This window comes from Marinobacter salsuginis (assembly GCF_009617755.1).
GTDB lineage: Bacteria > Pseudomonadota > Gammaproteobacteria > Pseudomonadales > Oleiphilaceae > Marinobacter > Marinobacter salsuginis.
Genome location: NZ_BGZH01000001.1, coordinates 1,208,546 through 1,235,215 on the forward strand (window position 1 = coordinate 1,208,546; position 26,670 = coordinate 1,235,215).

At 58.8% G+C, this 26,670-nt stretch carries 21 protein-coding genes; 12 read left to right on the forward strand and 9 right to left on the reverse strand.

Annotated features, from left to right (window positions below; all coding sequences use genetic code 11):
* Positions 1 to 49: 49 nt before the first annotated feature.
* The 5 genes from narI to GJU83_RS05620 form a co-directional block, all read right to left on the reverse strand.
* Entirely contained in the window at positions 50 to 727 is a 678-nt protein-coding gene (narI, locus tag GJU83_RS05600; RefSeq protein ID WP_069184500.1) for a respiratory nitrate reductase subunit gamma, read from the reverse strand.
* Positions 728 to 750: 23 nt separating this feature from the next.
* Positions 751 to 1,491 carry a nitrate reductase molybdenum cofactor assembly chaperone gene (gene narJ / locus GJU83_RS05605; protein ID WP_069184477.1) on the reverse strand — a complete coding sequence of 247 codons (741 nt, stop codon included), beginning with the start codon at positions 1,489 to 1,491 and terminating at the stop codon, positions 751 to 753.
* Between the two features lie 10 nt (positions 1,492 to 1,501).
* Positions 1,502 to 3,076 carry a nitrate reductase subunit beta gene (gene narH, locus GJU83_RS05610; protein ID WP_069184478.1) on the reverse strand — a complete coding sequence of 525 codons (1,575 nt, stop codon included), beginning with the start codon at positions 3,074 to 3,076 and terminating at the stop codon, positions 1,502 to 1,504.
* Entirely contained in the window at positions 3,073 to 6,816 is a 3,744-nt protein-coding gene (locus GJU83_RS05615; protein WP_069184479.1) for a nitrate reductase subunit alpha, read from the reverse strand. Before GJU83_RS05615 ends, narH begins: the two co-directional genes overlap by 4 nt.
* Before the next feature lie 122 nt (positions 6,817 to 6,938).
* Complete coding sequence (locus tag GJU83_RS05620; protein WP_069184480.1) at positions 6,939 to 8,207, reverse strand: MFS transporter; 1,269 nt, start codon at positions 8,205 to 8,207, stop codon at positions 6,939 to 6,941.
* Between the two features lie 180 nt (positions 8,208 to 8,387).
* On the opposite strand from GJU83_RS05620, the gene GJU83_RS05625 reads away from it, so the two are divergent.
* From GJU83_RS05625 to GJU83_RS05640, 4 genes are all read left to right on the forward strand, one after another.
* The gene (locus tag GJU83_RS05625) at positions 8,388 to 10,247 is read left to right on the forward strand and encodes a histidine kinase (RefSeq protein WP_069184481.1); all 1,860 of its coding nucleotides are present in this window, start codon (positions 8,388 to 8,390) and stop codon (positions 10,245 to 10,247) included.
* Positions 10,248 to 10,264: 17 nt separating this feature from the next.
* The gene (narL, locus tag GJU83_RS05630; protein ID WP_069184482.1) at positions 10,265 to 10,924 is read left to right on the forward strand and encodes a two-component system response regulator NarL; all 660 of its coding nucleotides are present in this window, start codon (positions 10,265 to 10,267) and stop codon (positions 10,922 to 10,924) included.
* A gap of 68 nt (positions 10,925 to 10,992) precedes the next feature.
* Positions 10,993 to 11,541, forward strand: a complete 549-nt coding sequence (gene ubiT / locus GJU83_RS05635) for a ubiquinone anaerobic biosynthesis accessory factor UbiT (RefSeq protein WP_227514583.1) — start codon at positions 10,993 to 10,995, stop codon at positions 11,539 to 11,541.
* Positions 11,534 to 11,860: a carboxymuconolactone decarboxylase family protein gene (locus tag GJU83_RS05640; protein ID WP_069184483.1), complete on the forward strand. Its 327-nt coding sequence runs from the start codon at positions 11,534 to 11,536 to the stop codon at positions 11,858 to 11,860. The genes ubiT and GJU83_RS05640 overlap by 8 nt, the downstream gene beginning before the upstream one ends.
* Positions 11,861 to 11,875: 15 nt before the next feature.
* On the opposite strand, the gene GJU83_RS05645 is transcribed toward GJU83_RS05640, so the two are convergent.
* The gene (locus tag GJU83_RS05645; protein WP_153633920.1) at positions 11,876 to 12,769 is read right to left on the reverse strand and encodes a U32 family peptidase; all 894 of its coding nucleotides are present in this window, start codon (positions 12,767 to 12,769) and stop codon (positions 11,876 to 11,878) included.
* Between the two features lie 13 nt (positions 12,770 to 12,782).
* Positions 12,783 to 13,778: a ubiquinone anaerobic biosynthesis protein UbiU gene (ubiU, locus tag GJU83_RS05650; protein WP_136629284.1), complete on the reverse strand. Its 996-nt coding sequence runs from the start codon at positions 13,776 to 13,778 to the stop codon at positions 12,783 to 12,785.
* Positions 13,779 to 14,070: 292 nt separating this feature from the next.
* Here ubiU and GJU83_RS05655 point away from each other — a divergent pair, with 292 nt between their 5' ends.
* Positions 14,071 to 16,086, forward strand: coding sequence for a methyl-accepting chemotaxis protein (locus tag GJU83_RS05655; protein ID WP_153633921.1), 2,016 nt, complete (start codon positions 14,071 to 14,073; stop codon positions 16,084 to 16,086).
* A 70-nt stretch (positions 16,087 to 16,156) separates the two neighbouring features.
* On the opposite strand, the gene hemN is transcribed toward GJU83_RS05655, so the two are convergent.
* Positions 16,157 to 17,575, reverse strand: a complete 1,419-nt coding sequence (gene hemN / locus GJU83_RS05660) for an oxygen-independent coproporphyrinogen III oxidase (RefSeq protein WP_153633922.1) — start codon at positions 17,573 to 17,575, stop codon at positions 16,157 to 16,159.
* A gap of 206 nt (positions 17,576 to 17,781) precedes the next feature.
* Here hemN and GJU83_RS05665 point away from each other — a divergent pair, with 206 nt between their 5' ends.
* On the forward strand, positions 17,782 to 19,314 hold the full coding sequence (locus tag GJU83_RS05665; protein ID WP_153633923.1) for a cryptochrome/photolyase family protein: 1,533 nt from the start codon (positions 17,782 to 17,784) through the stop codon (positions 19,312 to 19,314).
* Positions 19,315 to 19,440: 126 nt separating this feature from the next.
* Positions 19,441 to 20,685 (forward strand): substrate-binding periplasmic protein, encoded by a 1,245-nt coding sequence (locus GJU83_RS05670; RefSeq protein WP_153633924.1) that lies wholly within the window; start codon positions 19,441 to 19,443, stop codon positions 20,683 to 20,685.
* A 34-nt stretch (positions 20,686 to 20,719) separates the two neighbouring features.
* Here the strand turns inward: GJU83_RS05670 and GJU83_RS05675 are convergent, their stop codons facing one another.
* Positions 20,720 to 22,408: an HAD family hydrolase gene (locus tag GJU83_RS05675; RefSeq protein WP_153633925.1), complete on the reverse strand. Its 1,689-nt coding sequence runs from the start codon at positions 22,406 to 22,408 to the stop codon at positions 20,720 to 20,722.
* A gap of 126 nt (positions 22,409 to 22,534) precedes the next feature.
* On the opposite strand from GJU83_RS05675, the gene GJU83_RS05680 reads away from it, so the two are divergent.
* From GJU83_RS05680 to GJU83_RS05700, 5 genes are all read left to right on the forward strand, one after another.
* Complete coding sequence (locus tag GJU83_RS05680; RefSeq protein ID WP_153633926.1) at positions 22,535 to 23,374, forward strand: cytochrome c oxidase assembly protein; 840 nt, start codon at positions 22,535 to 22,537, stop codon at positions 23,372 to 23,374.
* A complete protein-coding gene (locus GJU83_RS05685; protein ID WP_069181806.1) occupies positions 23,371 to 23,964 on the forward strand; it encodes an SCO family protein in 594 nt (197 codons plus the stop codon). Before GJU83_RS05680 ends, GJU83_RS05685 begins: the two co-directional genes overlap by 4 nt.
* Positions 23,965 to 24,038: 74 nt before the next feature.
* Positions 24,039 to 24,953: a cation diffusion facilitator family transporter gene (locus GJU83_RS05690; protein ID WP_069181807.1), complete on the forward strand. Its 915-nt coding sequence runs from the start codon at positions 24,039 to 24,041 to the stop codon at positions 24,951 to 24,953.
* Positions 24,954 to 25,007: 54 nt separating this feature from the next.
* Positions 25,008 to 25,154: a DUF2256 domain-containing protein gene (locus GJU83_RS05695; protein WP_083231714.1), complete on the forward strand. Its 147-nt coding sequence runs from the start codon at positions 25,008 to 25,010 to the stop codon at positions 25,152 to 25,154.
* Positions 25,151 to 26,668 (forward strand): FAD-binding domain-containing protein, encoded by a 1,518-nt coding sequence (locus tag GJU83_RS05700; RefSeq protein WP_153633927.1) that lies wholly within the window; start codon positions 25,151 to 25,153, stop codon positions 26,666 to 26,668. The genes GJU83_RS05695 and GJU83_RS05700 overlap by 4 nt, the downstream gene beginning before the upstream one ends.
* Positions 26,669 to 26,670 lie beyond the last annotated feature (2 nt).

The following is a 26,670-nucleotide window of genomic DNA, read 5'->3' on the forward strand; positions in this document are numbered from 1 at the left end:
GAACATGGGGTCAGATGAAGGCTTTCATCTGACCCCGTTTTCATTTACATCAAGCGCGCTTGCGAACCACCTGATACTTCCGACCGAAATACTCCACCGGCACGCTGAGCATGTGCACCAGGCGGGTGAACGGGAAGAGTACGAAGATGGTCAGGCCCAGGAAGATGTGGGTCTTGTAGATCCAGTGCACATCGGCGATGTAGCCGGCCACGCCGCCCTGGAGGGTGACAATGCCCTGAGCCCAGGCCGAGAACTTCAACATGGTGCTGCCATCCAGATGGCCCATGGTGGGCAGGATGGTCAGAAGGCCGAGTGCCAGCTGAACCACCAGAATGACGATGATCATGTTGTCCGCAAAGGTGCTGCTGGCCTTCACGCGTGGGTCGGTCAGGCGGCGCCAGGCGAGCATGCCGCCGCCGATGATCGCCATCACGCCAGCAATACCGCCGACGACGATGGCCATGACCTGCTTGGTGCCAGGCGTCATGAACGGCTCGTAGAAGGCGTGTGGAGTCAGCAGGCCCACCAGGTGGCCGAAGAAGATCACCAGTACGCCCACATGGAACAGCACGCTGGCCATCACCATGTTTTTCTTGCGCAGCATCTGGCTGGAATGGGCTTTCCAGGTGAACTGGCCCTGGTCATAGCGTGCCCAGGTACCAATCACCAGAATCGCGAGAGCAATGTAGGGATAAACCCCGAACAGTAGTGTATTCAGATAGGACATCATTTCCGTTTCCTCCTGCGCCCTCAGGCGCGCCCTGCCTGACGGGGTGTTGCATCCGTCATCAGCTGATCACTCAGGTGAATGGTCTGGGTCTGTTCCAGTTCGCGGCGGCGTTGGCCTACAACGCTGCCGGTACTGCAGGAGCTGCCCTGATCATCAACAAATTTCACCATTTCCTCTTCCCAGACCTTGTCCAGAGCCTCCGGGGTATCGTCGCGTTCTTCCGCGGCGACAATCTCCGCAAGCTCCTGGCGGTTCGCGCTTCGACCGGACAGGGTCAGCAGGGAATCCATCACCACGTGATAGAAGCTTTCCCGTTGATACAGTCGCTCGCCCAGCAAGCCCAGGATGTGGTGGATGTCCTCCAGCCAGTTCCGGATCTCGTCCCAGGGGCGGGTGGAGAGGTATTCCAGGAACAGCGGCAGGTAATCCGGCAGCTCCCGGGCGTCGATCTCCAGACCGTTGGTCCGGTACTCCTCCATCAGGTCTACCATGGCCTGGCCCCGGTCGCGGGATTCCCCGTGCACGTGTTCGAACAGCAGCAGGGATGTCGCCCGGCCCTTGTCGAACATGCCCACGTAGTTCTCCTGCATGTCCAGCAGGTCGCCATCGCAGATCATTTCCACGCAGCGCAGCAGTTGCTCCTTGTTCTGCCTCGGCAGCCGGCTGTCCTCAAGGACGGCGGCTACCAGGGCGTCTTTGGAGGCCTGGAGTTCTTCGGTCGGGTACTCAAGCACCCGTGCCAGTACTTTCAAGAGTTGCATCTCGGCCTCCTTATTCCTGCAGCTGTTTAGGGTCAACCTGTTTCACGGTCGACAGCTTCTGAACCATGCTGGTGGTCTGCTTTCGGCCACCGAACATGTTGAACTTGCTGTCGCCGTTGCAACCTTCACCGAAGCTGAAACCACAACCGTTGCGCTCGCCGTGGGCGGTGGCATCGGGGAAGGCTTCCTTCGCCAGCTCGCGATGGCTGGTGGGAATCACGAAGCGATCCTCGTAGTTGGCGATGGCCAGGTAACGATACATTTCGTCCGCCTGGGCCTTGGTCAGACCGGCTTCCTCCAGGGCGCGCAGGTCTTCCTTGGCTTCAACGGTTTCAGCGCGCTTGTACAGACGCATGGCCATGATCCGCTTGAGAGCCAGCACAATCGGCTTCTCATCGCCCGCAGTGAGCAGGTTGGCCAGGTACTTCACCGGGATCCGCAGGCTTTCGATCTTCGGCAGTACGCCGTCGAACTCGACTTTGCCGGCCTCCGCCGCAGACTGGATCGGGCTCAGGGGCGGCACGTACCAGACCATGGGCAGGGTGCGGTATTCCGGGTGCAGGGGCAGGGCCAGTTTCCAGTCCACCGCCATCTTGTAAACCGGGCTTTGCTGGGCCGCTTCGATCACGTTCATCGGAATGCCGTCCTTCTTCGCCTGCTCGATCACTTTCGGATCGAACGGGTCGAGGAAGATTTCCAGCTGCTTCTCGTACAGCTCGTGCTCGCCCGGGGCGCTGGCCACTTCCTCAATGCGGTCTGCGTCGTACAGCAGCACGCCCAGGTAGCGAATCCGGCCAACACAGGTCTCGGAGCACACGGTGGGCATACCGGCTTCGATCCGCGGGTAGCAGAAAATGCACTTCTCGGATTTGCCGGTTTTCCAGTTGAAGTAGATCTTCTTGTACGGGCAGCCGGAGACACACATCCGCCAGCCACGGCACTTGTCCTGGTCGATCAGGACGATGCCGTCTTCCTCACGCTTGTAGATGGCACCGCTCGGGCAGCTGGCAACACACGCCGGGTTCAGGCAGTGCTCGCACAGGCGCGGCAGGTACATCATGAAGGTGTTCTCGAACTGGCCGTAGATATCTGCCTGCACCTGGTCAAAGTTCTTGTCCTTGCGGCGCTTGGCGAATTCGGTACCGAGAATCTCTTCCCAGTTCGGACCCCATTCGATTTTCTGCATGCGCTGGCCGGAAATCAGCGAGCGCGGCCGGGCAACCGGTTGATGCTTGGTATCGCCAGCGGTGTGCAGATGCTGGTAATCGAAATCGAACGGCTCGTAGTAGTCGTCGATCTGGGGCAGATCAGGGTTGGCGAAGATGTTCGCCAACACCCGGAAACGGCCACCGATCTTCGGGCGGATCTTGCCGGAGCTGTCGCGCATCCAGCCGCCCTTCCACTTGTCCTGGTTCTCCCACTCTTTCGGGTAACCGATACCGGGCTTGGTCTCGACGTTGTTGAACCAGGCGTACTCCATGCCTTCACGGCTGGTCCAGACGTTTTTGCAGGTGACTGAACAGGTGTGGCAACCAATGCACTTGTCCAGGTTCAGCACCATGCCGACTTGGGAACGGATTTTCATTTTACAGCCTCCTGAACAGTGTCATTGCCTTCACCGTCGAGCCAGTCGACGTTGTGCATCTTGCGGACCACCACGAATTCGTCGCGGTTGGAGCCGACAGTGCCGTAGTAGTTGAACCCGTACGAATACTGGGCGTAACCGCCAATCATGTGGGTCGGTTTCGGGCATACCCGGGTAACCGAGTTGTGGATACCGCCCCGGGTGCCGGTGATTTCGGAACCAGGCACGTTCACGATCCGCTCCTGGGCGTGGTACATCATCACCATGCCGGGCATAACACGCTGGCTGACCACAGCCCGGGCCGCGATGGCGCCATTGGCGTTGAACAGTTCGATCCAGTCGTTGTCTTCAATCGCCAGTTCTTTGGCGTCGTCCTCACTCAGCCATACGATGGGGCCACCGCGGGACAGGGTCAGCATCAGCAGGTTGTCGCTGTAGGTGCTATGGATACCCCACTTCTGGTGCGGCGTGATCCAGTTCAGCGCTTTCTCGGCGTTGCCGTTGCTGCGCTGGTTGAGCATGCTGCCCACCGCCTTGGTGTTGATGGGCGGGCGGTACACCAGAAGGCTTTCACCGAAGGCACGCATCCACTCATGGTCCTGGTAGAACTGCTGACGACCGGTCAGGGTGCGCCAGGGGATCAGCTCATGCACGTTGGTGTAGCCGGCGTTGTAGGACACATGCTCGTCCTCCAGGCCAGACCAGGTGGGGCTGGAGATGATCTTGCGCGGCTGCGCCACGATGTCCCTGAAGCGGATCTTTTCCTCTTCCTTGTTGGTCGCCAGATGGGTGTGGTCCAGACCGGTAATGTCAGACAGCGCCTGCCAGGCCTTCACCGCAACCTGGCCGTTGGTTTCCGGAGCCAGGGTCAGGATCACTTCCGCCGCATCAATAGCGCTTTCAATTTTCGGGCGACCAGCATTGGCGCCGTCGATGTGCTTGTAGTTCAGGTCACCCAGGAACTTCACTTCTTTCTCGGTGTTCCAGTTGATGCCCTTGCCACCGTTACCCAGCTTGTCCATCAGGGGACCGAGGGAGGTAAAGCGCGCGAAGGTGTTCGGGTAATCCCGCTCAACGGTCATGAAGTTGGGCGCGGTCTTGCCCGGGATCAGGTCGCACTCGCCTTTCTTCCAGTCTTTCACATCAAACGGCTGGCCCAGTTCCGCTGGCGCATCGTGCAACAGCGGCAGTGTGACCACGTCTTTCTCGACACCCAGATGGCCTTCGGTGGCTTTGGAGAACGCCTTGGCGATGCCCTTGTAGATCTCCCAGTCACTGCGTGCTTCCCAGGCCGGATCGGTGGCCGCGGTCAGCGGGTGAATGAACGGGTGCATATCCGAGGTATTCAGATCATTCTTTTCGTACCAGGTTGCGGTCGGCAGAACGATGTCCGAATACAGGCAGGTGGTAGACATGCGGAAGTCCAGGGTGACCAGCAGGTCCAGCTTGCCTTCGGGCGCTTCGTCACGCCATTTCACTTCCTGGGGCTTGGCACCACCTTCGTGGCCCAGGTCCTTGCCCTGCAGGCCGTTCTTGGTGCCCAGCAGGTACTTGAGCATGTACTCGTGGCCCTTGCCGGAGGAGCCCAGCAGGTTGGAGCGCCAGATGAACAGATTGCGCGGGCAGTTCTCCGGCGCTTCCGGGTCCTCGCTGGCAAACGCCAGGGAGCCATCCTTCATGGATTTGGCCACATAGTCGGGCACTTCCATGCCGGCCTTCTCGGCTTCAGCGGCAATGGTCAGCGGATTGCGGTTCAGCTGTGGTGCCGACGGCAACCAGCCCATGCGCTCGGCGCGCACGTTGTAGTCGATCAGGCTGCCACCAAACTTCGACTTGTCGGCCAAAGGTGACAGGATCTCGTCCACGCCCAGCTTCTCGTAGCGCCACTGGCCAGAGTGGGCATAGAAGAAGGAGGTGGAGTTCATGTGCCGGGGCGGACGCTGCCAGTCCAGACCAAACGCCAGCGGCTGCCAGCCGGTCTGCGGGCGCAGTTTCTCCTGGCCAACATAGTGCGCCCAGCCACCGCCGCTCTGGCCGATACAGCCACACATGATCAGCATGTTGATCAGGCCGCGGTAGTTCATGTCCATGTGGTACCAGTGGTTCATACCGGCACCCACGATAACCATGGAACGACCCTTGGTCTTGTCGGCGTTGTCGGCGAATTCACGGGCGATGCGGATCACTTTCTCGGCGGGCACGCCGGTGATCTTTTCCTGCCAGGCCGGGGTGTAAGGCTTCACTTCGTCATAGGAAGTGGCGCCGTCGTCGTCGCCCAGGCCACGACTGATGCCGTAGTTAGCCACCATCAGATCGTAAACGGTGACAACGCGGCCTTCAGAGCCATCGGCCAGCTTGACCTTGCGGGTACCCAGCTTGTGCTTGAGCACATCCTTGATTTCAACGTGCTTGAAGTGGTCATGCTCGATACCACCGAAGTACGGGAAGGCAACGTCCACAACCTCGTCGTGCTTCTCGACCATAGAGAGCTGCAGGTTGACGTCTTTTTCCTTGGCGGTCTGCTTGAGGTTCCACTTGCCCTTCTCGCCCCAACGGTAGCCGATGGAGCCGTTGGGCGCGGTCAGTTCCCCAGACGCCTCGTCGATGGCAATGGTTTTCCATTCCGGGTTGTTCTCTTCACCCAGTCCGTCCACCAGATCGCTGGCGCGCAGGAAACGGCCCGGCACATAGCTGCCGTCGTCCTTTTCTTCCAACATGACCAGGTACGGCATGTCGGTGTAACGGCGTACGTAATCGGTGAAGTACTCACTGGGCTTCTCGACGTGGAACTCTTTCAGGATCACGTGGCCCATGGCCATGCCCAGAGCCGCGTCGGTACCCTGCTTGGGGTTCATCCACTCGTCGGACAGCTTGGAGACTTCTGCGTAATCCGGAGTAATGGCGACAGTTTTGGTGCCCTTGTAGCGCACTTCGGTAAAGAAGTGGGCATCCGGGGTACGGGTCTGGGGTACGTTAGAGCCCCAGGCAATGATGTAGCCGGAGTTGTACCAGTCCGCGGACTCGGGCACGTCGGTCTGTTCACCCCAGGTCTGAGGGGAGGCCGGCGGCAGGTCGCAGTACCAGTCGTAGAAACTCATGCAGACGCCACCGATCATGGACAGGTAACGGCTGCCGGCCGCGTAGGAAACCATGGACATGGCGGGAATCGGCGAGAAGCCGATAATGCGGTCCGGGCCATACTTCTTGGCGGTGTAGACGTTGGAAGCCGCGATCAGCTCGTTGACTTCATCCCAGCTGGAGCGAACGAAACCGCCCATGCCGCGACGAGGCTTGTATTCCGCCGTTTTCTTGGGATCTTCAACAATGGACGCCCACGCATCGACGGGATCCTTGTGCTCGACTTTTGCCGCGCGCCAGAGCTTCATCAGGTGCTTGCGCATCAGCGGGTATTTCAGGCGGTTGGCGCTGTACATGTACCAGGAATAGCTGGCACCACGGGGGCAGCCGCGAGGCTCATGGTTGGGCAGGTCCGGACGGGTACGGGGGTAATCGGTTTGCTGGGTTTCCCAGGTTACCAGGCCGTTCTTGACATAAATCTTCCAGCTGCAGGAGCCGGTGCAGTTTACGCCGTGGGTGGAACGCACGATCTTGTCGTGCTGCCAGCGCTGGCGGTAGCTGTCTTCCCACTCGCGACTGACTTCGTGGGTTTCGCCGTGGCCGCCCGCGAACGGTTCGCGCTTCTTCCTGAAGTAATTCAGTTTATCGATCAAATGACTCATGGTCTCTCTCTCCGTCTGCCGGATCGTTGCTCCGATTTGAGACCATTGTGTGTGAGAAAAACCGCGAAATCTGCGTGGTTACTACCTCATAACCCGCTTCTACCACCCAGGGGGTAGACGGCTTATATCCCCGGGTGGAGAAGATGTTCGCGCTCGTGCCGACGATTCTCCCGGGCAAACAGAAACAGGCAGCCCACAAGCAGCAGGAAAAGAATCATGAACACCGCACTGCGTATGCCTAGCCAGTGGTTAACACTGCTGAACACCACCGGCAGGGCAAACGCAACCGAGCAGGCACTCACCAGAAGCAGACCGGCGACAAAAGCCGCCACCGGGCGATTTTCGATGATCACCAAGCGCTGGAGGCTCCCCATGGTGCAGCCCATGGCAAGCCCGAGCGTGACCACGAACACGCCCTCCACGGGCATGGGCAAGGCGAACTCAACGCGGATGGTGGCATCCACGCCCTGGATAAAGAGCGTCATCGGTGGGTAGGACAAAACAAACAGGGCAATCAGACAGACAACAAGGGCACGGCCAATCACCCGAGCACTGCCGAAGCGATCGGAAAGCGCGCCTCCAACCACCTGCGCAAGAGCACCTGGAATGACAAACCATTGCGCCAGACGCGCGCCGGAGTCTACTGGCAGATCAAACTGGGAAGACAGGTAATCGGGCAGCCACAGGGCCAACGCGAAGAAACTGCCGGCGACAACCCCAAAGTAGCCACAAAGCTGACCGGCCCGCCTGGTCTGCATACGGTGCAACAATACCCTGACCGATGTTTCGGCGGTTGGATCCGCCTCCGCATCTTTCGGATCCGTCAGCATGATCAGTAGCGCAATGATCAGCACCAGCACGATAAGATAGGCCAGTGGCACTCCGTGCCAGGAAAAGGCTTCGTGAAACAGTGGCACCAGGTAGTAGTTGAATCCCGCACCGGTGACACCCGCACCGAACACCCCCAGCACCAGGCCCAGGCGTGAGGTTTCGCAGTGCCCGGTCACGAACTGCAAACCGGCACTGTAAAAACCACCGGCCAGCCCCAGGCCTCCGGCGGCAACCAGGTAGCCGGGGAACGTATCGGTAGTCAGGAGTATTACCATGCAGGCTGCGAGCCCGGCCAGACAAACAAGCATGATCCGGCGGGCACCAAATTTTTGCGCCGCCAGCCCGGCGGGAACCGCCAGCGCCGCACCCACAGCCATCGGCATTGCCAGCAGGAAGCCAAACTGGAAGTTGCTTAGATCGAGTTCGGCGCGAAGATGAAGCCCGGCCACCGCGAAAAGGGTCCAGCAACCGGCAGCTACAACAAAGCCCGCCAGTGCCAACGGCAATACCACTGCCAATGACGCCAGCCGGTCATCTGCGCGATCCGTTTCGGACTTCATTACCGTCGCTCTTATGGAAACCTGCTTTTAAGTGTCATCTTTTGATCGTAAAAGGGTCAAAGATTATGATGGGTTACCAACCATTGGGGTAATTGACTATCCTCAAGGAGGTATCACGGAATCCGGGTGTGGGGCATAATCCTCCTGCCCCTCCAAACGCATTGATGCGTAAGAGACTGAATGAAATCCAGAAGCCCGCTTGTAACCCGAATTGCCATCGTTGTTGGCGCCGTGGTGCTGACCGCCCTCGTCAGCATGGCAACCACCCTTGCGGTGTCCAAAAGCATCGAAGGCAATGCCACCGCGATCAATCTGGCCGGCGCCCTGCGCATGGGAGCCTTCCAGCTACTCGCCCGCAGTGCAGGCCCCTTTGCCGTAGAATCCGGCCAGGGATCAATCCGGGAATTACTGGATCGGTACGAAACAAAGTTGGCCAACACCGGGATCACGGACGCTATTCCGGAGAACCCGGAGCATCCTCTGGCCCGCCAGTACCAGGCTATCCTCGACTCCTGGGAAGCCATGCTTCGCCCGGCGCTTCAGAATCACCTGCAGGGCACACCGGTCGATGATGCCATGCTGGACGCAACACAGAACTACGTGGACGATGTGGACCAGCTGGTTACCATGCTGGAACAGCGCACCGAAGCCCGCATTGACCTCCTGCACCTTATTCAGATCATCAGCCTGGCCTTCTCTATCCTGATCATTGTGGCGCTGTTCATTGATCTGAAAAACCGCATCCTTCGACCACTGCGAAAGCTGGTCAGTATCGCCATTGCTGTTGGCGAACAGGACTTTACCCGTAAAGCCAACCTGGGCGGCTCCGACGAACTGGCCAAGCTGGGCCAAGCCTTCGACCAGATGACCAGCGAACTGGCCCTGACCTACTACGAGCTGGAAGAAAGGGCCCGCCTGAAAACCGAGGAGCTCGAAAAGAGCCATGCGGCCCTGCAGCTCCTGCACTCCGCCAGTCGGGACCTTTTCGCCAAACACGACCTGTGTAACGGGGCGATTCCCATGCTTCAGGAGCTGGAGCAGCTCCTGGGCATCGGCCCGATTCGCCTGTTCCTCCATGACAAACAATCCGCGGAACCCGTGGAGGCCATCACAACAGCCACTCGTGAAAGGCCATTCTATTGCCGCGACCACCACTGCAATGCGTGCCTGGTGACACCAGAGGCGTACGACGAACTTCCCGTGGAATCCAACGACGGTCGCCGGCTCCTGCTTCCCATCCGAACACCCGGGCAACTGCTGGGCACCCTGGAGGTCTGGTACCCGGCCGAGGAGGGCCTGTCGAAAACCTCCCGCCGGCTTCTGGAAACCCTCAGCGACCAGCTGGCCACCGCCATTTTCCTGGAGCGGCAGATTACCGAGGAGCAGCAGCAGACACTGGCCGAGGAACGCACAGTGATCGCCCGGGAACTGCACGATTCTCTTGCCCAATCACTGTCGTACCTGAAAATGCAGGTAGCCCGGTTAAGGCGCCTCAACATAGAGGGCGATCAGCAGCAGATTCACGAAGCCATTCTCGATGAACTGAGCACCGGCCTGAACAGTGCCTACCGGCAGCTGAGAGAGCTGCTGGCCACCTTCCGGTTAAAGCTGGATACTCCCGACCTTGCAAGCGCCCTGGAAAAAACCATTGAGGAATTTTCCGAGCGGTTGGGTAAGCCGGTTGAGCTGAAGTACAATCTGCCGCCACAGACCCTGTCTGCAAATGAGGAGATTCACACCCTGCAGATCGTCAGGGAGGGCCTTGCCAACGCAGTGAAGCACGCAGATGCCACAAACATAACCGTGGATGTTCTGTTCGAATCACCACAAGTGCGGGTACGGATCCGGGATAATGGCAAGGGCCTGCCCGGCAGTGATCAACCCATTAACCATTACGGCCTGATCATCATGCAGGACCGTGCCCGAACCCTGGGCGGCAAGGTCGAGGTAAGGAACCGGGATGAAGGGGGCGTGGAAGTTACCCTGGGCTTTGTTCCCAAAAGCCGGAATCTGATTCCCACAGAAGCATCAAAAGCCTGACAACAAGAGAGAGCCCCATGTCTGAGTCACCCGCAAGTATTCTGTTGATCGACGATCACCCGCTTCTTCGCCAGGGCATCAAACAGTTGATCGACTTGGAAGACGACATGGTCGTGGCCGGGGAGGCCAGCAACGCCGCCGACGGCATTCGTCTGGCCACTGAACTGGAGCCCGACCTGATCCTGATGGATCTGAACATGCCGGAGATGGACGGCATCGAGGCACTCAAGAAGCTGCGGGAACAGAACATCAGCTCCCGCATTGTGATGTTCACCGTGTCTGACCAGGAAGATGACGTTGTGGCCGCACTTCGCGCCGGGGCAGACGGCTACCTGCTGAAGGACATGGAACCGGAAGACATGATCTCCCAGCTCCATCAGGCAGCAGTCGGCAAAATGGTGATCAGCGATCGATTAACCACACTGCTGGCCGAAGCTCTGCGCTCCAACAAGCCCCAGCAGGCATCGCGCCCGGATTTCGACAGCCTGACACCCCGGGAGAAGGACATTCTGCGCCTGATTGCCGAGGGCCTTTCCAACAAGATGATCGGCCGCAAACTCGACATCAGTGACGGCACCGTCAAGGTTCACGTGAAGCACCTGCTGAAGAAACTGAACCTGCGCTCACGGGTGGAAGTTGCTGTTTGGGCGGTGGAAGAAGGCCTTCACAAAGGCTGAGTTATATCAAATCGTTTCAGAAAAGTTTGCTTTACTCTGTGCCGGTTACTGACCGCCCGGAGTAAAGCATGGCTCTTCCATTACCTTCCATCGCCTCCCTGAACTCTCCTATTTTTGCCCAAACGCTCTCGGTATTTCGGGAATACCTGCCCTCCCCCGTGCCCATGCTGGGCACTATTGATCGCAGCATACCGGTACCGCTCAAGCAGCTGGTCGCAGAAGCACCGCTCAACCGCATTTTCGCCCAGGCAATTGATGACGGGGAATTCGATGAGTTTGAAGGCAGACGTATTCGCCTGGAGGTGAACGGGGGACAACCCGGTATCACCATTGGCTTCTGGTCCGGTCGCCTCAGGGTGATCGACGGCCCCGGCGAGGCGACCATCCGCGGCTCGTTGTCCGCTTTCAGATCACTCGCGGAACGGCAACAGGACCCCGACCAGTTGTTTTTCCAGCGTCGGCTGGTCATCGAGGGCGACACAGAGCTGGGACTGCACCTGAAAAACCTGCTCGACAGCGTGGAGTGGAGGGTGAAGATTGACTATCTTTCCACAAGGTTCAAGAGCCGCCCGTGGCGGCAAAGCAAACCAAAAAATTTGAGGAAATCCGATGGATAAGCATGACAGTGAACTTCCCAAAACCTTCGTTGCCTTCAGCGACCGATTTCCAGAGCTTCAAGAGGCGCACCAGCAGCTTGGCAAAGCCCTCGCCGATGCCGGTCCTCTGGATGAAAAGTCACGCGCTTTGGTCAAACTAGGCGTTTGCGTAGGTGCGGGCCGTGAATCCGCGCTGAAATCCCACGTTCGCCGCAGTCTGGAACTGGGCCTCACGCGTGAGGAAATTGAGCACGCACTGGTGCTGGGCATGAATTCAATAGGCTTTCCGGCGACGGTTGCGGCCTGGCAGTGGGCACAGGAAGCGCTTAGTCAGAAATAGGATAAGTCTGAAAGATCAACTCCCGACACGGTCCATCCCCGGCTTGCCATACCAGTACCCGTTGCAGGGTGGCGCCTCTACCAGCTGCAGCGGGTCGGTGCCCGGCATTTCCCCCCGGCGTACTCTATCAAAACGCCTGACCACTGCCTCCATGCCCTGATGCTCCGGACTGAGTCGCACAGTACTGACGCCCATACGCTCCATGTCCGGTAGCTCCCGCATCAGGTCGTAACGGGAGCCGGACAAGGTGGAAATGCCGTTGATGCGAAACAGCTCCTGGCTTTCCCGGGAGCGCAACTCCATGCCGTCCGGATGCTGCAGGCAGCGGAACTCGCAGTTGTCTTTGGGCAGATTGTAATGGCGGGCGGTAAAACAACGGGAGGACCAGGCCAGGGGCAGGAAGCCCCAGGAAAATACCTCGGCGGGGAGATCCAGTCCTTCCTGCTGCAGCTCCTTGATCAGCTGCTCGAGGATTTCCCTGCCCAGTTCTACCGGCAGGTTCCATTCTTTCAGGCCCTGTTTGGCAAGGATCTTCAGGGTGGCTGTGTTGTAGATGTTCATCGAGGGGCCGGTAATAAACGGAATTCGGTTCCGGATGGCCACTTGCAAGGCGCTCTGATCGTTGGCCTCTACCAGGAATTCATCCTGCTCACAGAACCGTCGCAGGCGGCGCAAATCGGCCTCCGACTCAATCAGTGTGAGCGTGGAGAGCACCACATTCTTGCCGCAGGCTTTCAGATCACGAGCCAGATCCAGCCAGTCATCCGGTTTCAGTTCCCGCCGGCGGGAGCACACCACTTCCCCCAGATAAATGGTATCCACCGGCCACTCGGCGGCATTGGCATAAAACTCGAAAACGGTCTGCCTGGACCAGAACCACAGGATCGGCCCCAGGGATAACTTCAGCATGGGTGGTGAAACCTTATTTCCATTTGCGATGGTAGGCGCCCAGTGTGGTCAGGCCGCCCTCGGAAAGACCCGCCAGCGTCTGCTGCCATTGAGGCTCAACCGTAAAGCCTTCGGTGCCGGCTTGAAGGTCGTCCAGAGCATGACGCCAGGTTCTGGCTACGTCCGCGATGTAGGCCGGGCTCCGTTGGCGCCCCTCAATCTTCACGGCACTGATACCCAGCGCCTGAAGCTCCGGCAAAAGGTCCAGAGTGTTCAGGCTAACCGGCTCCTCAATGGCGTGATAGACATGACCCTCAACTTCAAAACGGCCTTTACACAGAGTCGGGTAGCCCGCGGGTTCACCCTGGCCATAACGGTCAATCAGGACATTGTTGAGGCGGGATTCGAGCCCGTTCGCTGTTTCCTGCCAGCGCACGGCCTTGGCGGGGGAACAGGCTCCGCGGGTGTTCGGGGATTCGTCGGTCAGGTAGGAAGACAAGTAGCAACGGCCCTCGGCCATGATGCACAGGCTACCGAAGGCAAAGACTTCCAGTTCCACCGGACTCTGTCTGGCCACACCACGAACCTGGTCCAGTGACAGAACCCGGGGCAGCACGGCCCGGCGAATATCGAAGTTGTCTTTGTAGAAGGAGAGGGCTTTGTGGCTGGTGGCAGACCCCTGAACCGACAGATGACGGGGGATGTGCGGATATCGGTTGGCGGCATAATCCAGCAGGCCCATATCGGCCAGGATAATGGCATCCACACCAAGACCTGCGGCGCGGTCTACTGCCCCCTTCCATTGCTCCCAGCCGTCTGGCTGCGGGTAGGTGTTGATGGCACAGAACACTCTTGCGCCCCGGAGATGGGCGTATTCAATGCCTTCAGCGGCGCGTTTATCATTGAAGTTCAGGCCGGCAAACTGACGTGCGTTGGTGCTGTCTTTAAAACCGAAATATACGGCGTTGGCGCCGTTATCAACGGCGGTTTTCAGGGCCGGGAGGCTGCCGGCCGGACACACAAGTTCCATGGTTTTCTCCGCCTTGGATTAACGGCATCGACCATATCGGACGCATGGCCCGAGTACCTTGACCTTTGTCAGCAGGATAGCCCCGGTCTGCTGTATACCTCTGTGGTGGTACTCTACGCGGTATTACGGATGCCACAGTTAATTGATAATCATCAGAAACTTAACAAGCAGAAACATAAGCTTACCTGCCCGTAACTACCTCCACTGCTACTCCTTCACGCTGATAGAGAGCGACCTTGCTATGCCGGGATAATAGCGGCATATCCGACACGGACAGCCAAGGCAGAACGCTATGAAATTTATCAACAATCTCTCCATGCGGGGCAAACTGATCACTCTGGTGGTACCGGCCCTGCTTGTTATCCTATTTTTCGCGGCAGAAAGCGTCGTTCTGAATCAGGGCAAACTGGATGACATGCGACAACTGCTCTCGAAGATCGAACTGGCTGAAGCCGGTGATCCTCTCACCGAAGCCCTGCAGAAAGAGCGTGGTCGCTCCGCGGTTTTCCTTGCCAGCAGCCCGGGAAGCGATGCCGCCCGGCAGGCCGAAAGAGATCTTGCGGAACAGCGGCGACAAACCGACACGCGGATTTCAGAGTATCAGCGCCACATCACTGCCCTGATGACAGATGCATCGTTTGACAGGATGGTTGAAACAAGCATTCAGTCCGTTCGCCAGGAACTCGACAACATAGACGCTCTGCGTCGGTCGGTCGACAACCGTAGCGACGTCGCTCCGCGCTACACCGCGATGATCATGGGATTAATCGACCGGATTGGCCTTATTGTCCGGCGCTCAACCGATCCGGAATTGACCCGCGAGGTTAACGGCTACTACGCCCTCGCCAAGGTTGCGGAGATGGCCGGCCGTGAGAGAGCCGCGGGCGCCTCCATGATTCGCAGCGGTGACTTCGACCTGCCCACCGTGGCCCGAATTGCGGGTCTCGGCGGCCAGCAGGAAGCCTTCCTCAACGAAGCCATCACAATGCTGGCGTCTGACAATGAGATCCGTGCAACCCTGGAAAATCATAACCGCAGTGTTGCAAGCCAGGCTCTGGCCCAGCGCCGTGAAACACTTTTCAGCAGCCCGTCAGGCATGTATGCACTGGACGCCTCTGACTGGTTTACAACCACCACCCAGCGAATCGGCAACCTCAATCAGGCGAGAAAGGATATGTTATCCGACGTGGTGAGTCTGGCATCAGATGGCGTTGCCGACGCCCGGAACGACCTGATGCTGGCCTCCGGCATTTCCGCAGGTGCCGTTCTGGCTGTACTGGTGCTGATGCTGGTGATCATCCGTGCCATCAATCTGCAGGTCGGCCGACTGCTCGATGGCGTTCGGTTTGCCATGGACAACAAGGACCTGACCCGCGAGATTGAAATCTCCAGCCGGGATGAGGTGGGCACCATCGGTAAGGCCATTAACGAGCTGTTCGGACGCTTCGGCAACGCCATACTGCACATCGACAAATCCAGCGTCCAGCTGGCCACCGCTACCGAGGAGACCAGCTCCACCGCCGGCCAGAATGCCAGCCAGGTGAAAAACCAGCAGCAACAGATCGAACAGGTGGCAGCGGCCACCGAAGAGATGTCTGCCACTTCCGAGGAGATCTCCCGGAACACCCAGCAGGTGGCCGATGCTGCACGCAGCGCCATGGAAAAAAGTCGGAGTGGCGAGCAGGTGTTGCACGGCAGCGTAAAAAGTATTCGTTCCCTGGCCAAATCGGTTCAGAAGGTGAACGAGGTGATCGAAGAACTGGAAAACCGCAGTTCAACCATCGCCGATGTGGTGGACGTGATCCGGAAGGTTGCCGACCAGACCAACCTGCTGGCCCTGAACGCAGCCATTGAAGCCGCCCGCGCGGGCGAGCACGGCCGAGGATTTGCGGTGGTTGCCGACGAAGTTCGGACCCTGGCGCAACAGACCCACGAGTCCACCACCCAGATCGAAGACATTATCAATGGCTTCCAGAGCATAACTGACAACGCCAGCCGCTCGATTGTGGAAAGCCACAAACTGGCGAATGCCACCAGCGAGCAGGCATCCGAGCTGGAGCAGACCTTCGCGGATATCCTGACCGATGTGAACAGCATTTCCGATATGGCCAGCCAGATTGCCACCGCCTCCGAAGAACAGGTAGCCGTTACAAGGGAACTGGCAGGCAGCATGGAATCGGTCAGCGAAGCCGCCATCCTGACCCTGACCGGCTCCCAGGAAATCACCCAGGTAACCGGCGAGCAGGCACGGCTGGCGCGGGTGCTGCAGGACCTGGCCAATGAGTTCAAGGTGCCGGCTTATAGCTGACGCCAGTAGATGCAAAACGGGGCTGTCCGGTAACGGGCAGCCCCTTTTTAATTGGGAAAATGAAAAGGGGTCAGATGATCCTGGAGAACCGCTGGCTGGCGCCTTCCTTGCGATAGAGATCAAAGATCTGGCAGATGGCCCGGATCAGCAGCCGACCGGCGGGCTGCACCTGAAGGGTATTGCCATCATCAGCAATCAACTCATCCTGAATCATGGGCTTCAGACGGCGGAGCTCATCGGCAAAATAGCGGTCCAGATCTTCGCTCCAGGCCTCTGCAAACTGGTGGCGGTCCAGCCGGAACTGGCAGATCAGCTGGCCGATCACCCAGCGGCGGATCCGGTCGTCCCGGGTCAGGTTCACGCCTTTGGTGATGGCCAGTTGGCCGGCATCGATGGCGGCTTCCCAGGAAGGCAGGTCGTGATTGTTCTGGAAATACGCATCGTCGGTCTGGCCGATGGCGGAAACGCCGAGCGACAGCAGATCGCACTCAGAGTGGGTGGTGTAGCCCTGGAAATTCCGGTGCAGGCGGCCTTCGCGTTGTGCCACAGAAAGGCTGTCGTCCGGCTTGGCGAAATGGTCCATGCCGATGTATTCATAACCTGCGTCCAGCAGGCGATTGATGGTGTTGTGCAGAATGGTCAGCTTCTGCTGCGGATTGGGTAAGGTGTCGCCCTGAATCCGGGTCTGCGGATAAAAGCGGTCCGGCAGGTGGGCATAGCTGAACACCGACAGCCGGTCCGGAGACATCTCGATTACCGCTTCCAGTGTCTCGGCAAAACTTTCCGGCGTCTGGTACGGCAGGCCGTAGATCAGGTCCAGGTTAATAGAACGGAAGCCGATGCGCCGCGCCTCATTGAGCACGGCTTCGGTCATTTCCCGCGGCTGGATACGGTTCACGGCTTTCTGAACCTCAGCGTTGACGTCCTGAACGCCGAGACTGATCCGGTTGAAGCCCAGGTTCCACAGGGTTGGCAGGGTATCCTGGTCCACTTCCCGCGGGTCAATCTCCACACTGTAATCCCGCTCATCGCCGGTTTGCAGGTTGAACAACTCCCCGTATCCCGCCATCAGGTGTTCCATCACATCTTTTGGCAAAAACGTGGGGGTACCGCCACCCCAATGCAGCTGGGTGACCGGCCGGTCGGCCCCGAACAGTTTTGACTGGATGGCCGCCTCTTTCAGCACCCGCTCCACGTAGGGCATGGCTTTGTCGCGCTTCTTGGTGATCACCTTGTTGCAGGCGCAGTAGTAACAGAGGTGCGCGCAGAACGGCAGGTGGGTATAGAGCGACAGCGGACGATTGCTGGCCTTGCTGCGGGCCGCAGCCTTGACCATCTCTTCCACCGGGTAGTTCTGGTTGAACTCGACGGCCGTGGGATAGGAGGTGTACCTCGGGCCGCTGAGGTCGTAGCGTCGGATCAGGGCATCATCCCAGATGAATTCCGGCAGGGTTGAGTCATGGGCTTTGAGTGCGGATGTGGAGGTCATAATAAGCGCTCTGGGGTATAACGGGGGCATCGAGGATTTGCCGGCATTCTAGGGCAATCCTTTGGCTGGCTTCTTGATTCGGGTCAGGTGACTGATGGTTTGAGTTTACCAGCCCGGAGACTGAACCACCCTTGGGCTCTTGGCGTACTTGGTTTACCCCTTTGTGGGCATAGCCCGCAGCTTACTGACTGGAGGATTCCCCCACCATGGCCAACCTGATTCTGATTCTCGGCGACCAGTTAACGAGAAACATCAGCGCTCTCGACAACGCCGACAAGGATCGGGATCTGGTGGTGATGGCCGAAGTTCATGACGAAGCCAGCTACACCAATCACCACAAGAAGAAGATTGTGCTGCTGTTCAGCGCCATGCGCCATTTTGCCCGGCAACTGGAGAGCGATGGCTGGCAGGTGCACTACCAGCCGTATCACCGGGACAACAAGCACCAGAGCCTCGAAGCGGTGGTTGGCGAGCAGGTGGAGCGTATGAACGCGGAAAAAGTCATCACCACCGAGTGCGGGGAATGGCGGCTGCACGAACAGATCAGTGGCTGGCATGAACGCCTCGGTGTGCCGGTGGAGATCCGCCCGGATACACGGTTCATTGCCACCAAGCAGGAATTTACGGACTGGGCCGAGGGCCGGAAACAGTTGCGGATGGAATTCTTCTACCGGGAGATGCGGCGCAAGACCGGTTTGCTGATGACCTCCGAAGGCGAACCGGAGGGCGGGCAATGGAATTTCGACGCCGATAACCGCAAGAAGTGGACCGGCAAGCCGCCGGCCCCGGCGACCTTTCGGGTGGAACCGGATGCCATTACCCGGGAGGTGATCGCGCTGGTGGACGAGCATCTTGCCGATCATTTCGGCACCACCGACGACTTCCACTTTGCCGTAACGGCGGAAGACGCACAGGCGGCGCTTGAGCACTTCATTGACTATGCCCTGCCCTGCTTTGGCGATTACCAGGATGCGATTTCCGACACCGAAGACTGGCTGTTCCATTCCATCCTGTCGCCCTATATCAACTCCGGGCTGCTGGATCCGGTGGCGGTTTGCGAAGCGGCGGCCCAGGCCTGGTATTCGGGACAGGCACCGATCAACGCGGTGGAGGGCTTTATCCGGCAGATCCTGGGGTGGCGGGAGTTTGTTCGGGGTATTTACTGGATGAACATGCCGGAGTATGCGCAGGAGAATAGCCTGGGTAACACCCGCGCCCTGCCCTGGTTCTACTGGACCGGCGATACGAAAATGCGTTGCATGCACAAAGCCATTGATGCCACTCGACGCAACGCCTACGCCCATCATATCCAGCGGCTGATGGTCACCGGCAACTTCGCACTGCTGGCGGGCATCAAACCGGAGGAAATCTGCGACTGGTACCTGGCGGTCTACGCCGATGCCTACGACTGGGTGGAACTGCCCAACGTGCTGGGCATGGTGATGCACGCCGATGGCGGTTACCTGGGCTCCAAGCCCTACGCCGCCAGCGGGAAGTACATCCAGCGCATGTCGGACCACTGCTCGAACTGCCATTACAAGGTGAACAAGGCCACCGAAGAGGACGCCTGCCCGTTCAACGCCCTGTACTGGCATTTCATAGATCGCCATCGGGACGACTTCGCCAACAACCCGCGAATGGGCATGATGTACCGGAACTGGGACAAGCAGAAACCCGAGAAACGGGAAGCGTTGCTCCAGCGCGCCGAATACCTGCTAGCGAACGTGGAGCAACTTTAGGTCATTCATCCTGGATTAGCCCTGTAAAAGTGCCACCAGCAAGTGTTCTGAATTTGTGCAGCAAAAGCCCCACATTGGTGCTAGCCTGACGTTAGGATTGTTAACATCACGGATGCTGCCTTCACGATGAACCTTCGACTCGCTCTGAGTCTGACAACAATACTGTATTCAACCGTGTGTCAGGCCCAGCCTCCGACACTGAACCTCTACACTTTCGAAAGCCCACCCTATCAGGTGGCAAGCCAGGAAAAGGGTGGAGGCAATCGAATTTCCGGCGAAACCGCAGACACGGTGGTTTGTGCCGCAAACCGCGCTGGCTGGGCAACGCGTATTCGGATTACGCCCCAGAATCGCGCCATACACTCGCTGGAACGCAATATGATCGATGGCTATTTTGCCATTGATCCCTCCGCAGAACTCGACAACATAGCCAGGCGCAGCGATCCGGTGGCTCTGGAGAAGTGGTACTTTTTCACCGGGGGCAACAAAGCGTTTACCAATAACCTGCGAATCGGAGTTGTGGCCGGCAGCAACGAAGAAGCCTGGCTGGAAGCCAACGGCTATGCCATTTTCCTGAGCGTGTCTTCGCCGTCGCAGTTGCTTGCGCTGCTCAAACGCGGCCGAATCGATACGGCACTGATGGATGAGCGAGTCATGAACCGTTTGCGTTACGAAAACGATTCCGAATCCACGCAGCTCACTGCAAACTTTGTCCGTTACGCACCGCTTTACCTGTACCTGAGCGAAGCCTTCGTTTCCGAATATCCTGATTTTCTTGGCACTTTCAACCGTACTCTGAACAGTTGCATGGCCGGTCAGCTCGCACTATCCGAAGAGGAAACACGCCGCATCACGGAACTATCGGGGCGCCTGTTCAAAGAAATGATCAGCGTTCTGGACATAAACCAGATCATTGAGGCAGGCCCCAGGCAGGAAAGCTTTACCGATGTGATGACCATCGACAGTCAGTGGCAAGCGCTGGTGCCGGTCACAACGCCGGATCTCGCCGAAAGGATCCTCGCTCTGCCGGGCTCCAGGGCACTTCTCGCCTGGCAAGAGTCTCACCGAGGCCTTGTTACCGAGGTGATGCTGATCAACGACATGGGAACTCTAGCCGCGATGAGCCAGCTAACATCTGACTACTGGCAGGGTGACGAACCCAAGTTCCAGAGGGTAATGGAAAACCGGGTCACCGGCACCGAAGCCGAAAGGCGGCTGTACATATCCCCGATTCGCTATGACACCTCCTCGGCCCGATTTCAGATCACCGCCAGCACGCCAGTGGTACCCGGCCACGGGAAGTCAGCCATCGGCGTGGCTGTAATCGGTCTCAGCATCGAGGAAGCACTCAGCCAGGTTGAACAGTACTGACCATTCTGGTCGCCTTCCCAGGTTCCGCCCTAATTCAAGGTGGCCCTACCTCGCAGGCCAGCACTAGCGCCCAGAACTCCGAGAAGTCATTAACCACCACATCCGGCTTGTCTGGGTGTTTGTGGGTGCCCGGGAAAATCTTGTTCAGCCAGGGCAGGTCCCACTGGGCGCCGTTGAAAAAAACCGAGGTGAGGCCGGCACGCTTGGCGGCAATCACGTCAGTGGTGCTGTCGCCCACATACCAGACGCTCGGATCCGGCGGATAGTCCAGTTTCTGGACCGCCAGCAGCAGTTGATCGGGGTGCGGCTTTCGCAGGGGCGTGTCGTCGCCGCAGACATCGACATCAAACAGATGAGTCCATCCGGTGTCTTCCACAGCCGCCAGCTCATGCTCGAAAAACTCGCGATCCCGATTGGTAATAACACCCACCTGGATACCGAGCCGCCTTAAACCTTCAAGAACCTCCCGAACCTTCGGTTCAAAGGCCTTCACGGTACCGTAATGCTTTCGATAGTGATGATTGAACGCCTTGTGAGCGACCTGTTTGGCTTCCTGATCGTCCCCGAACAACACCTCAAAGATATCGGTTCTCGAAATCTTACGGTCCGCCTTTACCTTCGGGTGCAACTTCGCAAACTCCCGCACGTAGGCAACCAGCTTCACGTCTTCCGGGGTCTTGCTGTCTTCCGGCGCCACCATGCGGTCCATCAGTTTGAGTTTGTGGAAATCCGGCAGCATGTCATCCACCGCGTGGTACATGGCGTCGAGGGTATCCACCAGGGTGGCGTGCCAGTCGAACAGGATGACCGCCGGGCGAATGAGCTTGACCACCGCTGGGTGCCAGTCCGGCTCGATGCGGGGCTCCGGGCGCTGTGGCGGCGGGAAGGGTCGTGGGCGAACCTCGGCAGGCGTCTGTTCAAAAGCTTCCGGCTGGCTCCGTTCAATCAGGGCCAGCAGGTCCATCAGGTCTTCAAAGCTGTCCAGAATGGCCGCGGGGGCGTCCCGGTGGGAAAACCAGCTGTCGATCCGGCCGGATTCCCAACGGGCCCCGTTGTAGAAAACGCCCGACACGCCCGCTTTGTTGGCGGTGAGCATGTCAACGTAGCTGTCACCCACGTACCAGGCCTTTTCATCGGCAGGAAGATTGAGCTTCTCAAGCGCCTTCAGGATCACCTCGGGGTCGGGTTTGTACTCGGTGACATCATCGGCGCAGACCGTGGCATCAAACAGGTTGCGCCATCGGCCCTCGTCCACCGTCTGTAATTCCCGGTCCAGAAACTCCCGGTTCCGGTTGGTGGAGACCGCCAGTCGAATCCCCATGGCTTTCAGGGCGGAGAGGTACTCGTAGGCGCCAGGCTGGAACGGCTTTACCTGACCGAAGTATCGCCGATAAGCCTCGTTATAGGCCTTGTGGGCGATCAGTTTGGCGTCTTTGTCATCACCAAAGATGGCGTTGAAGATGTCGGTCCTCGACACCCGGCGCTCCGCCAGGATACGTGGATGCAGCCGCCGGAAAATCCGGATATAGCGCACCAGGCGCGCATCGTCCGATGTTCGGCACTTGTCCTCGGGCAGCAGCCGTTCCACCAGCCCCAGATCCTCTAGCTGCGGCAGCATGTCTTCCATGGCACTGAACATGGCATCGTGAGTGTCTACCAGCGTGCCGTGCCAGTCGAAGATCAACACCGACGGCGCTGAAATGGAATCGCAAAATCGGGCCATGCCCCGTCTCCGTCAGAAGTTTCCTGAAGCCGGCCTTGAAATCCGCCGCCGGGCCGGCAAAACTCGGCGGTACTGACAAGAAAGATAAACCCGGTTTCCAGTGCGTGCACGCATCGAGTCCGATCCATGCCAATATCGAGCTACCTGCTGCCTTACGATTTTTCGCCTCTGACCCTGCTCAGCTACATGCTGGTGCTCGGGTTTTATGGTGTCGCGCTACTGAAGATGCCGGAGAAAGACCGGCCGGGATCGGGCCGGATTATCACTTTCACACTCGGGGTCATGCTCTGTTACGGGGTGATGCAGACCCGATTCGACTACTACTCCCAGTACATGTTTTTCGTTCACCGGGGGCAGCATCTGATTCTGCACCACCTGGGGCCAATACTGATCGCGCTGTCCAATCCGCTGCCAGTGATGCGCTTCTGGCACCAGAAGATGTCACGGTCTTTGCGCTATTGGCTACAACCAGTAGGCTGGATTTACCGTGTATTGCAGCAGCCCCTTATAGCCTCGTTCCTGTTCGTGGGGCTGATCTATTTCTGGCTCTGGCCGCCCATCCATTTTGACGCCATGCTGAGCCGGCAGCTCTACTGGATCATGAACTGGAGCATGTTGCTGGATGGTCTGCTGTTCTGGTGGCTGATCTTCGACCCCCGGTCGCCGGCCATTACCAACGCATTGGGTTACGGAAAGCGTATTCTGCTGCTGGCGCTGGTGGCCATTCCCCAGATGGTACTCGGGGCCTGGATCGTCTTTTCCCGGGGCATGGTGTACGACGTGTACGAAGTATGCGGCCGGGCATGGCCCATGCCTCCGGAAACCGACCAGTTATTAGGCGGTCTGCTGACCTGGATCCCCCCGGCCATGATGAGCATTATCGGCATTCTGATCGTGCTCCGCCGGGCCATGCATGAAGATGGCAAATTTCCCAGGCGCCGCTCTCTAGCAGGAGGAAACGCATGAACCGAACGCTGCCACTGTGGTTCGTCTTCATTGCCCTGGCACTCGCTGGCTGCGCTGGCGATGAGAAAAGCTGGCATGGCAAGGACATATCGGGCCTGATGCCCGAGCTCCAGTTCCAGCTGGAGGGCACCGATGGGAAAACCGTGACTCCTGATGACTCACAAGGCAACATCCGGCTGGTGTATTTCGGCTTTACCTCCTGCCCCGATGTCTGCCCAACCACGCTGACCGATCTGCGCCGCTCGGTTCAGCAACTGCCCGCAGAGTATCAGGACGATGTCACCACCCTGTTCGTCAGCGTTGACCCGCGCCGGGATACCCCCGAACGCCTGGCCAGTTACGTAAGCTTCTTCGGGGAAGGAATCGTTGGCCTCACCGCCGAAGAACCCACGCTTCGAAAGCTCGCCAAACGCTACCGGACCACCTTCGGTTATGACCAGCCCGACGCCAACGGCAACTACAACGTCTCCCACAGCAGCGCCGTTTATGTGTTCGATCGCAGTGGCAGCGCCCGGCTGCTGCTACGCCCCGGCCTATCACCCGAGCAGATCAGTGAAGATCTGGCCCAGCTGGCGAAGGAGTCGGGTTAATCTGATTCTTGACCCTATAGCTACTACAGGGTTTTGAATGCTCACCAGACGCATCAGAAAATGGAGAGCAGACAATGCACAGCCACCACGATCACGGTCACGGGCACGGCCATGCGCAGCATTTCGACACCCACAACCGCTCGTTTGCGCTGGCCGTCGTGCTCAACGTGGTCTTTGTAGCCATCGAGGCGGTCTACGGTGTCCTGTCCGGATCCCTGGCCCTGCTGGCTGATGCCGGCCATAACCTGAGCGATGTGCTGGGCCTCATCATGGCCTGGGTTGCGAGCTGGATGGCCACAAAGAAAGCGACCGACCGGAACACCTACGGACTGAAAAAGTCCACGATCCTGGCAGCCCTGTTCAATGCGCTTTTTCTGATCGCAGCCGTTGGCGGCATTGCCTGGGAAGCCATTGGCCGTTTCAGCGAACCGGCGGAGGTCACCGGTTTGACCGTCATCGTGGTCGCCGGCATCGGGGTCGTTATCAACGGCCTCACGATGCTACTGTTCATGAAAGGCCAGGAGGGTGACCTCAACATCCGCGGCGCGTTCCTGCACATGGCTGCAGACACGGCGGTGTCCGTTGGCGTTGTGGTTGCCGGACTTGTGATCATGTTTACAGGCCTCAACTGGATCGATCCTCTGGTAAGTCTCGTGATCGCAGCCGTGATCTTTCTGGGAACCTGGCGGTTGCTGAAAGATTCCCTCAATCTGGCAGTGGACGCGGTACCGAGAGAGATCAACCCGGAGCAAGTTCTCGATAGCCTCAAGGAACTGCCCGGCGTTGAATCGGTTCATCATCTTCATATCTGGGGGCTAAGCACAACGGAAAACGCCCTCACGGTGCATCTGGTAAAGCCTGACCCGGCCAGTGACGATAAGGTCATCGAGCAGGCCACCCGCATGCTGGCAAGCGACTTCAACATCCATCACGTGACCATCCAATGGGAGCGCGAGGCCGGTAGTTGCCCAACACTTGCCTACTGCTGATCCCCGCGTGTGAGCCGGACGTACTATGGCCAGAAACCTGAACGGAGCCCGCTAGTGCCCCACAAAAAGCTCAACCTGCCCGAAAAGACCTGCCCGGTCTGCCAGCGGCCCTTTAAGTGGCGGAAAAAATGGGCCAAAGACTGGGACAACGTGCGCTACTGCAGCGAACGTTGCCGGCGTGAAAGGAGCGCATCGTCATGACCACCGTGGTGTGGTTCAAGCGCGACCTTCGCACCCGTGATCATGCCCCGCTGGTGGCGGCAGCCGCCCTGGGAGAGCCGGTCATACCCTTGTACGTCATCGAAGATGAGTACTGGCAACTGCCGGACACCAGCGGCCGCCAATGGGCGTTTATCCGGGATTCTCTGGACGACCTGGACCGGCAGTTGCGCAAGGCCGGCAGTCAGCTGCTGGTGCTGCGAGGGTCGATGATTGATGCCCTCAAGCAGATTCAGGCCCACCAGCCAATTAACCGCATCTTCTGCCATCAGGAAACCGGCGGGCAGTGGACCTACGAGCGTGACAGGTCGGTGATTGGATGGTGCTCGGAGAACCATGTGGAGTTCCGGGAGTGGAACCAGTTTGGTGTGGTTCGTCGCCTGAGCGACCGGGATGTGTGGGACAAAGCCTGGACCGATCTGATGCGGCAACCCGTACTTGAGGCTCCGACTGTAATTCCGACATCGGATACGTTGAAGACCCTTTGCGCTGGCAACAATGACAAGGCTTTTGAAGTACCTGACGAGTGTCCGGACCGCCAGATAGGTGGTAGCGCGAGAGGCGAAAAGCTTCTGACCTCGTTCCTGGATCGCCGTTGCGTCGGCTACCAGTACAATATCTCCAGCCCGAACACCGCCGTAAGAGCCTGCTCGCGCCTGAGTCCGCACATCGCTTATGGCACTGTCAGCCTTCGGGAGGTGTATCAGGAGGCAAAGGCCACCGGCAATCACCGCAACACCCTGCCCCGGAAAAAGAAAAGCCTGACCAGCTTCCGCTCCCGGCTGCACTGGCACTGCCATTTTATCCAGAAACTGGAAGATGAGCCCGAACTGGAATTTCGGGCCATGCACCGGGAAATGGAGGCGCTCAAATCGGGGCCTAACGATTCCGAGCGCCTGCAGCGCTGGCAGGAAGGCCAGACCGGCTGGCCCCTCGTGGACGCCAGCATGCGGGCCCTGGCCCATTCGGGCTGGATCAATTTCCGGATGCGCGCCATGTTGATGGCAATCGCCAGCTATCAGCTCTGGCTGCACTGGCGGGACCCGGCCCTTCATCTGGCCCGCCTGTTTACCGATTTCGAGCCGGGCATTCACTACTCACAGACCCAGATGCAGTCTGGCCTCACCGGCATCAACGCCCTGCGCATCTACAATCCGGTGTTGCAGAGCCAGAAACTGGATCCAGAAGGCGAATTCATCCGGCGCTGGATCCCGGAGCTGTCGGGCGTGCCCAGTGAAATGATCCACACGCCCTGGCTGATGACTCCGGCCCAGAAAGAGCGTTATGGCGGCAATACCTACATCTCACCGGTGTGTGACCATGAGCAGGCGGCCCGGGTTGCCCGCAAGGCGGTTGGCGACTTTCGCAAGCAGCACGTCAGCAAGGCAGAAACAGACCGGGTGCTGGTCCGCCACGGCAGTCGCAAGGGACCTGTCCAGAAACGCCCCGGCGTGCCAGCGAAGCAGCAGCCCGATCAACTGTCACTGTTCGACTAGAA

Bases quoted from the DNA above. Each gene is read 5' to 3' on its own strand.
- narI (WP_069184500.1), bottom strand. From the start codon at position 727: ATGTCCTATCTGAATACACTACTGTTCGGGGTTTATCCCTACATTGCT.
- narJ (WP_069184477.1), bottom strand. From the start codon at position 1,491: ATGCAACTCTTGAAAGTACTGGCACGGGTGCTTGAGTACCCGACCGAA.
- narH (WP_069184478.1), bottom strand. From the start codon at position 3,076: ATGAAAATCCGTTCCCAAGTCGGCATGGTGCTGAACCTGGACAAGTGC.
- GJU83_RS05615 (WP_069184479.1), bottom strand. From the start codon at position 6,816: ATGAGTCATTTGATCGATAAACTGAATTACTTCAGGAAGAAGCGCGAA.
- GJU83_RS05620 (WP_069184480.1), bottom strand. From the start codon at position 8,207: ATGAAGTCCGAAACGGATCGCGCAGATGACCGGCTGGCGTCATTGGCA.
- GJU83_RS05625 (WP_069184481.1), top strand. From the start codon at position 8,388: ATGAAATCCAGAAGCCCGCTTGTAACCCGAATTGCCATCGTTGTTGGC.
- narL (WP_069184482.1), top strand. From the start codon at position 10,265: ATGTCTGAGTCACCCGCAAGTATTCTGTTGATCGACGATCACCCGCTT.
- ubiT (WP_227514583.1), top strand. From the start codon at position 10,993: ATGGCTCTTCCATTACCTTCCATCGCCTCCCTGAACTCTCCTATTTTT.
- GJU83_RS05640 (WP_069184483.1), top strand. From the start codon at position 11,534: ATGGATAAGCATGACAGTGAACTTCCCAAAACCTTCGTTGCCTTCAGC.
- GJU83_RS05645 (WP_153633920.1), bottom strand. From the start codon at position 12,769: ATGCTGAAGTTATCCCTGGGGCCGATCCTGTGGTTCTGGTCCAGGCAG.
- ubiU (WP_136629284.1), bottom strand. From the start codon at position 13,778: ATGGAACTTGTGTGTCCGGCCGGCAGCCTCCCGGCCCTGAAAACCGCC.
- GJU83_RS05655 (WP_153633921.1), top strand. From the start codon at position 14,071: ATGAAATTTATCAACAATCTCTCCATGCGGGGCAAACTGATCACTCTG.
- hemN (WP_153633922.1), bottom strand. From the start codon at position 17,575: ATGACCTCCACATCCGCACTCAAAGCCCATGACTCAACCCTGCCGGAA.
- GJU83_RS05665 (WP_153633923.1), top strand. From the start codon at position 17,782: ATGGCCAACCTGATTCTGATTCTCGGCGACCAGTTAACGAGAAACATC.
- GJU83_RS05670 (WP_153633924.1), top strand. From the start codon at position 19,441: ATGAACCTTCGACTCGCTCTGAGTCTGACAACAATACTGTATTCAACC.
- GJU83_RS05675 (WP_153633925.1), bottom strand. From the start codon at position 22,408: ATGGCCCGATTTTGCGATTCCATTTCAGCGCCGTCGGTGTTGATCTTC.
- GJU83_RS05680 (WP_153633926.1), top strand. From the start codon at position 22,535: ATGCCAATATCGAGCTACCTGCTGCCTTACGATTTTTCGCCTCTGACC.
- GJU83_RS05685 (WP_069181806.1), top strand. From the start codon at position 23,371: ATGAACCGAACGCTGCCACTGTGGTTCGTCTTCATTGCCCTGGCACTC.
- GJU83_RS05690 (WP_069181807.1), top strand. From the start codon at position 24,039: ATGCACAGCCACCACGATCACGGTCACGGGCACGGCCATGCGCAGCAT.
- GJU83_RS05700 (WP_153633927.1), top strand. From the start codon at position 25,151: ATGACCACCGTGGTGTGGTTCAAGCGCGACCTTCGCACCCGTGATCAT.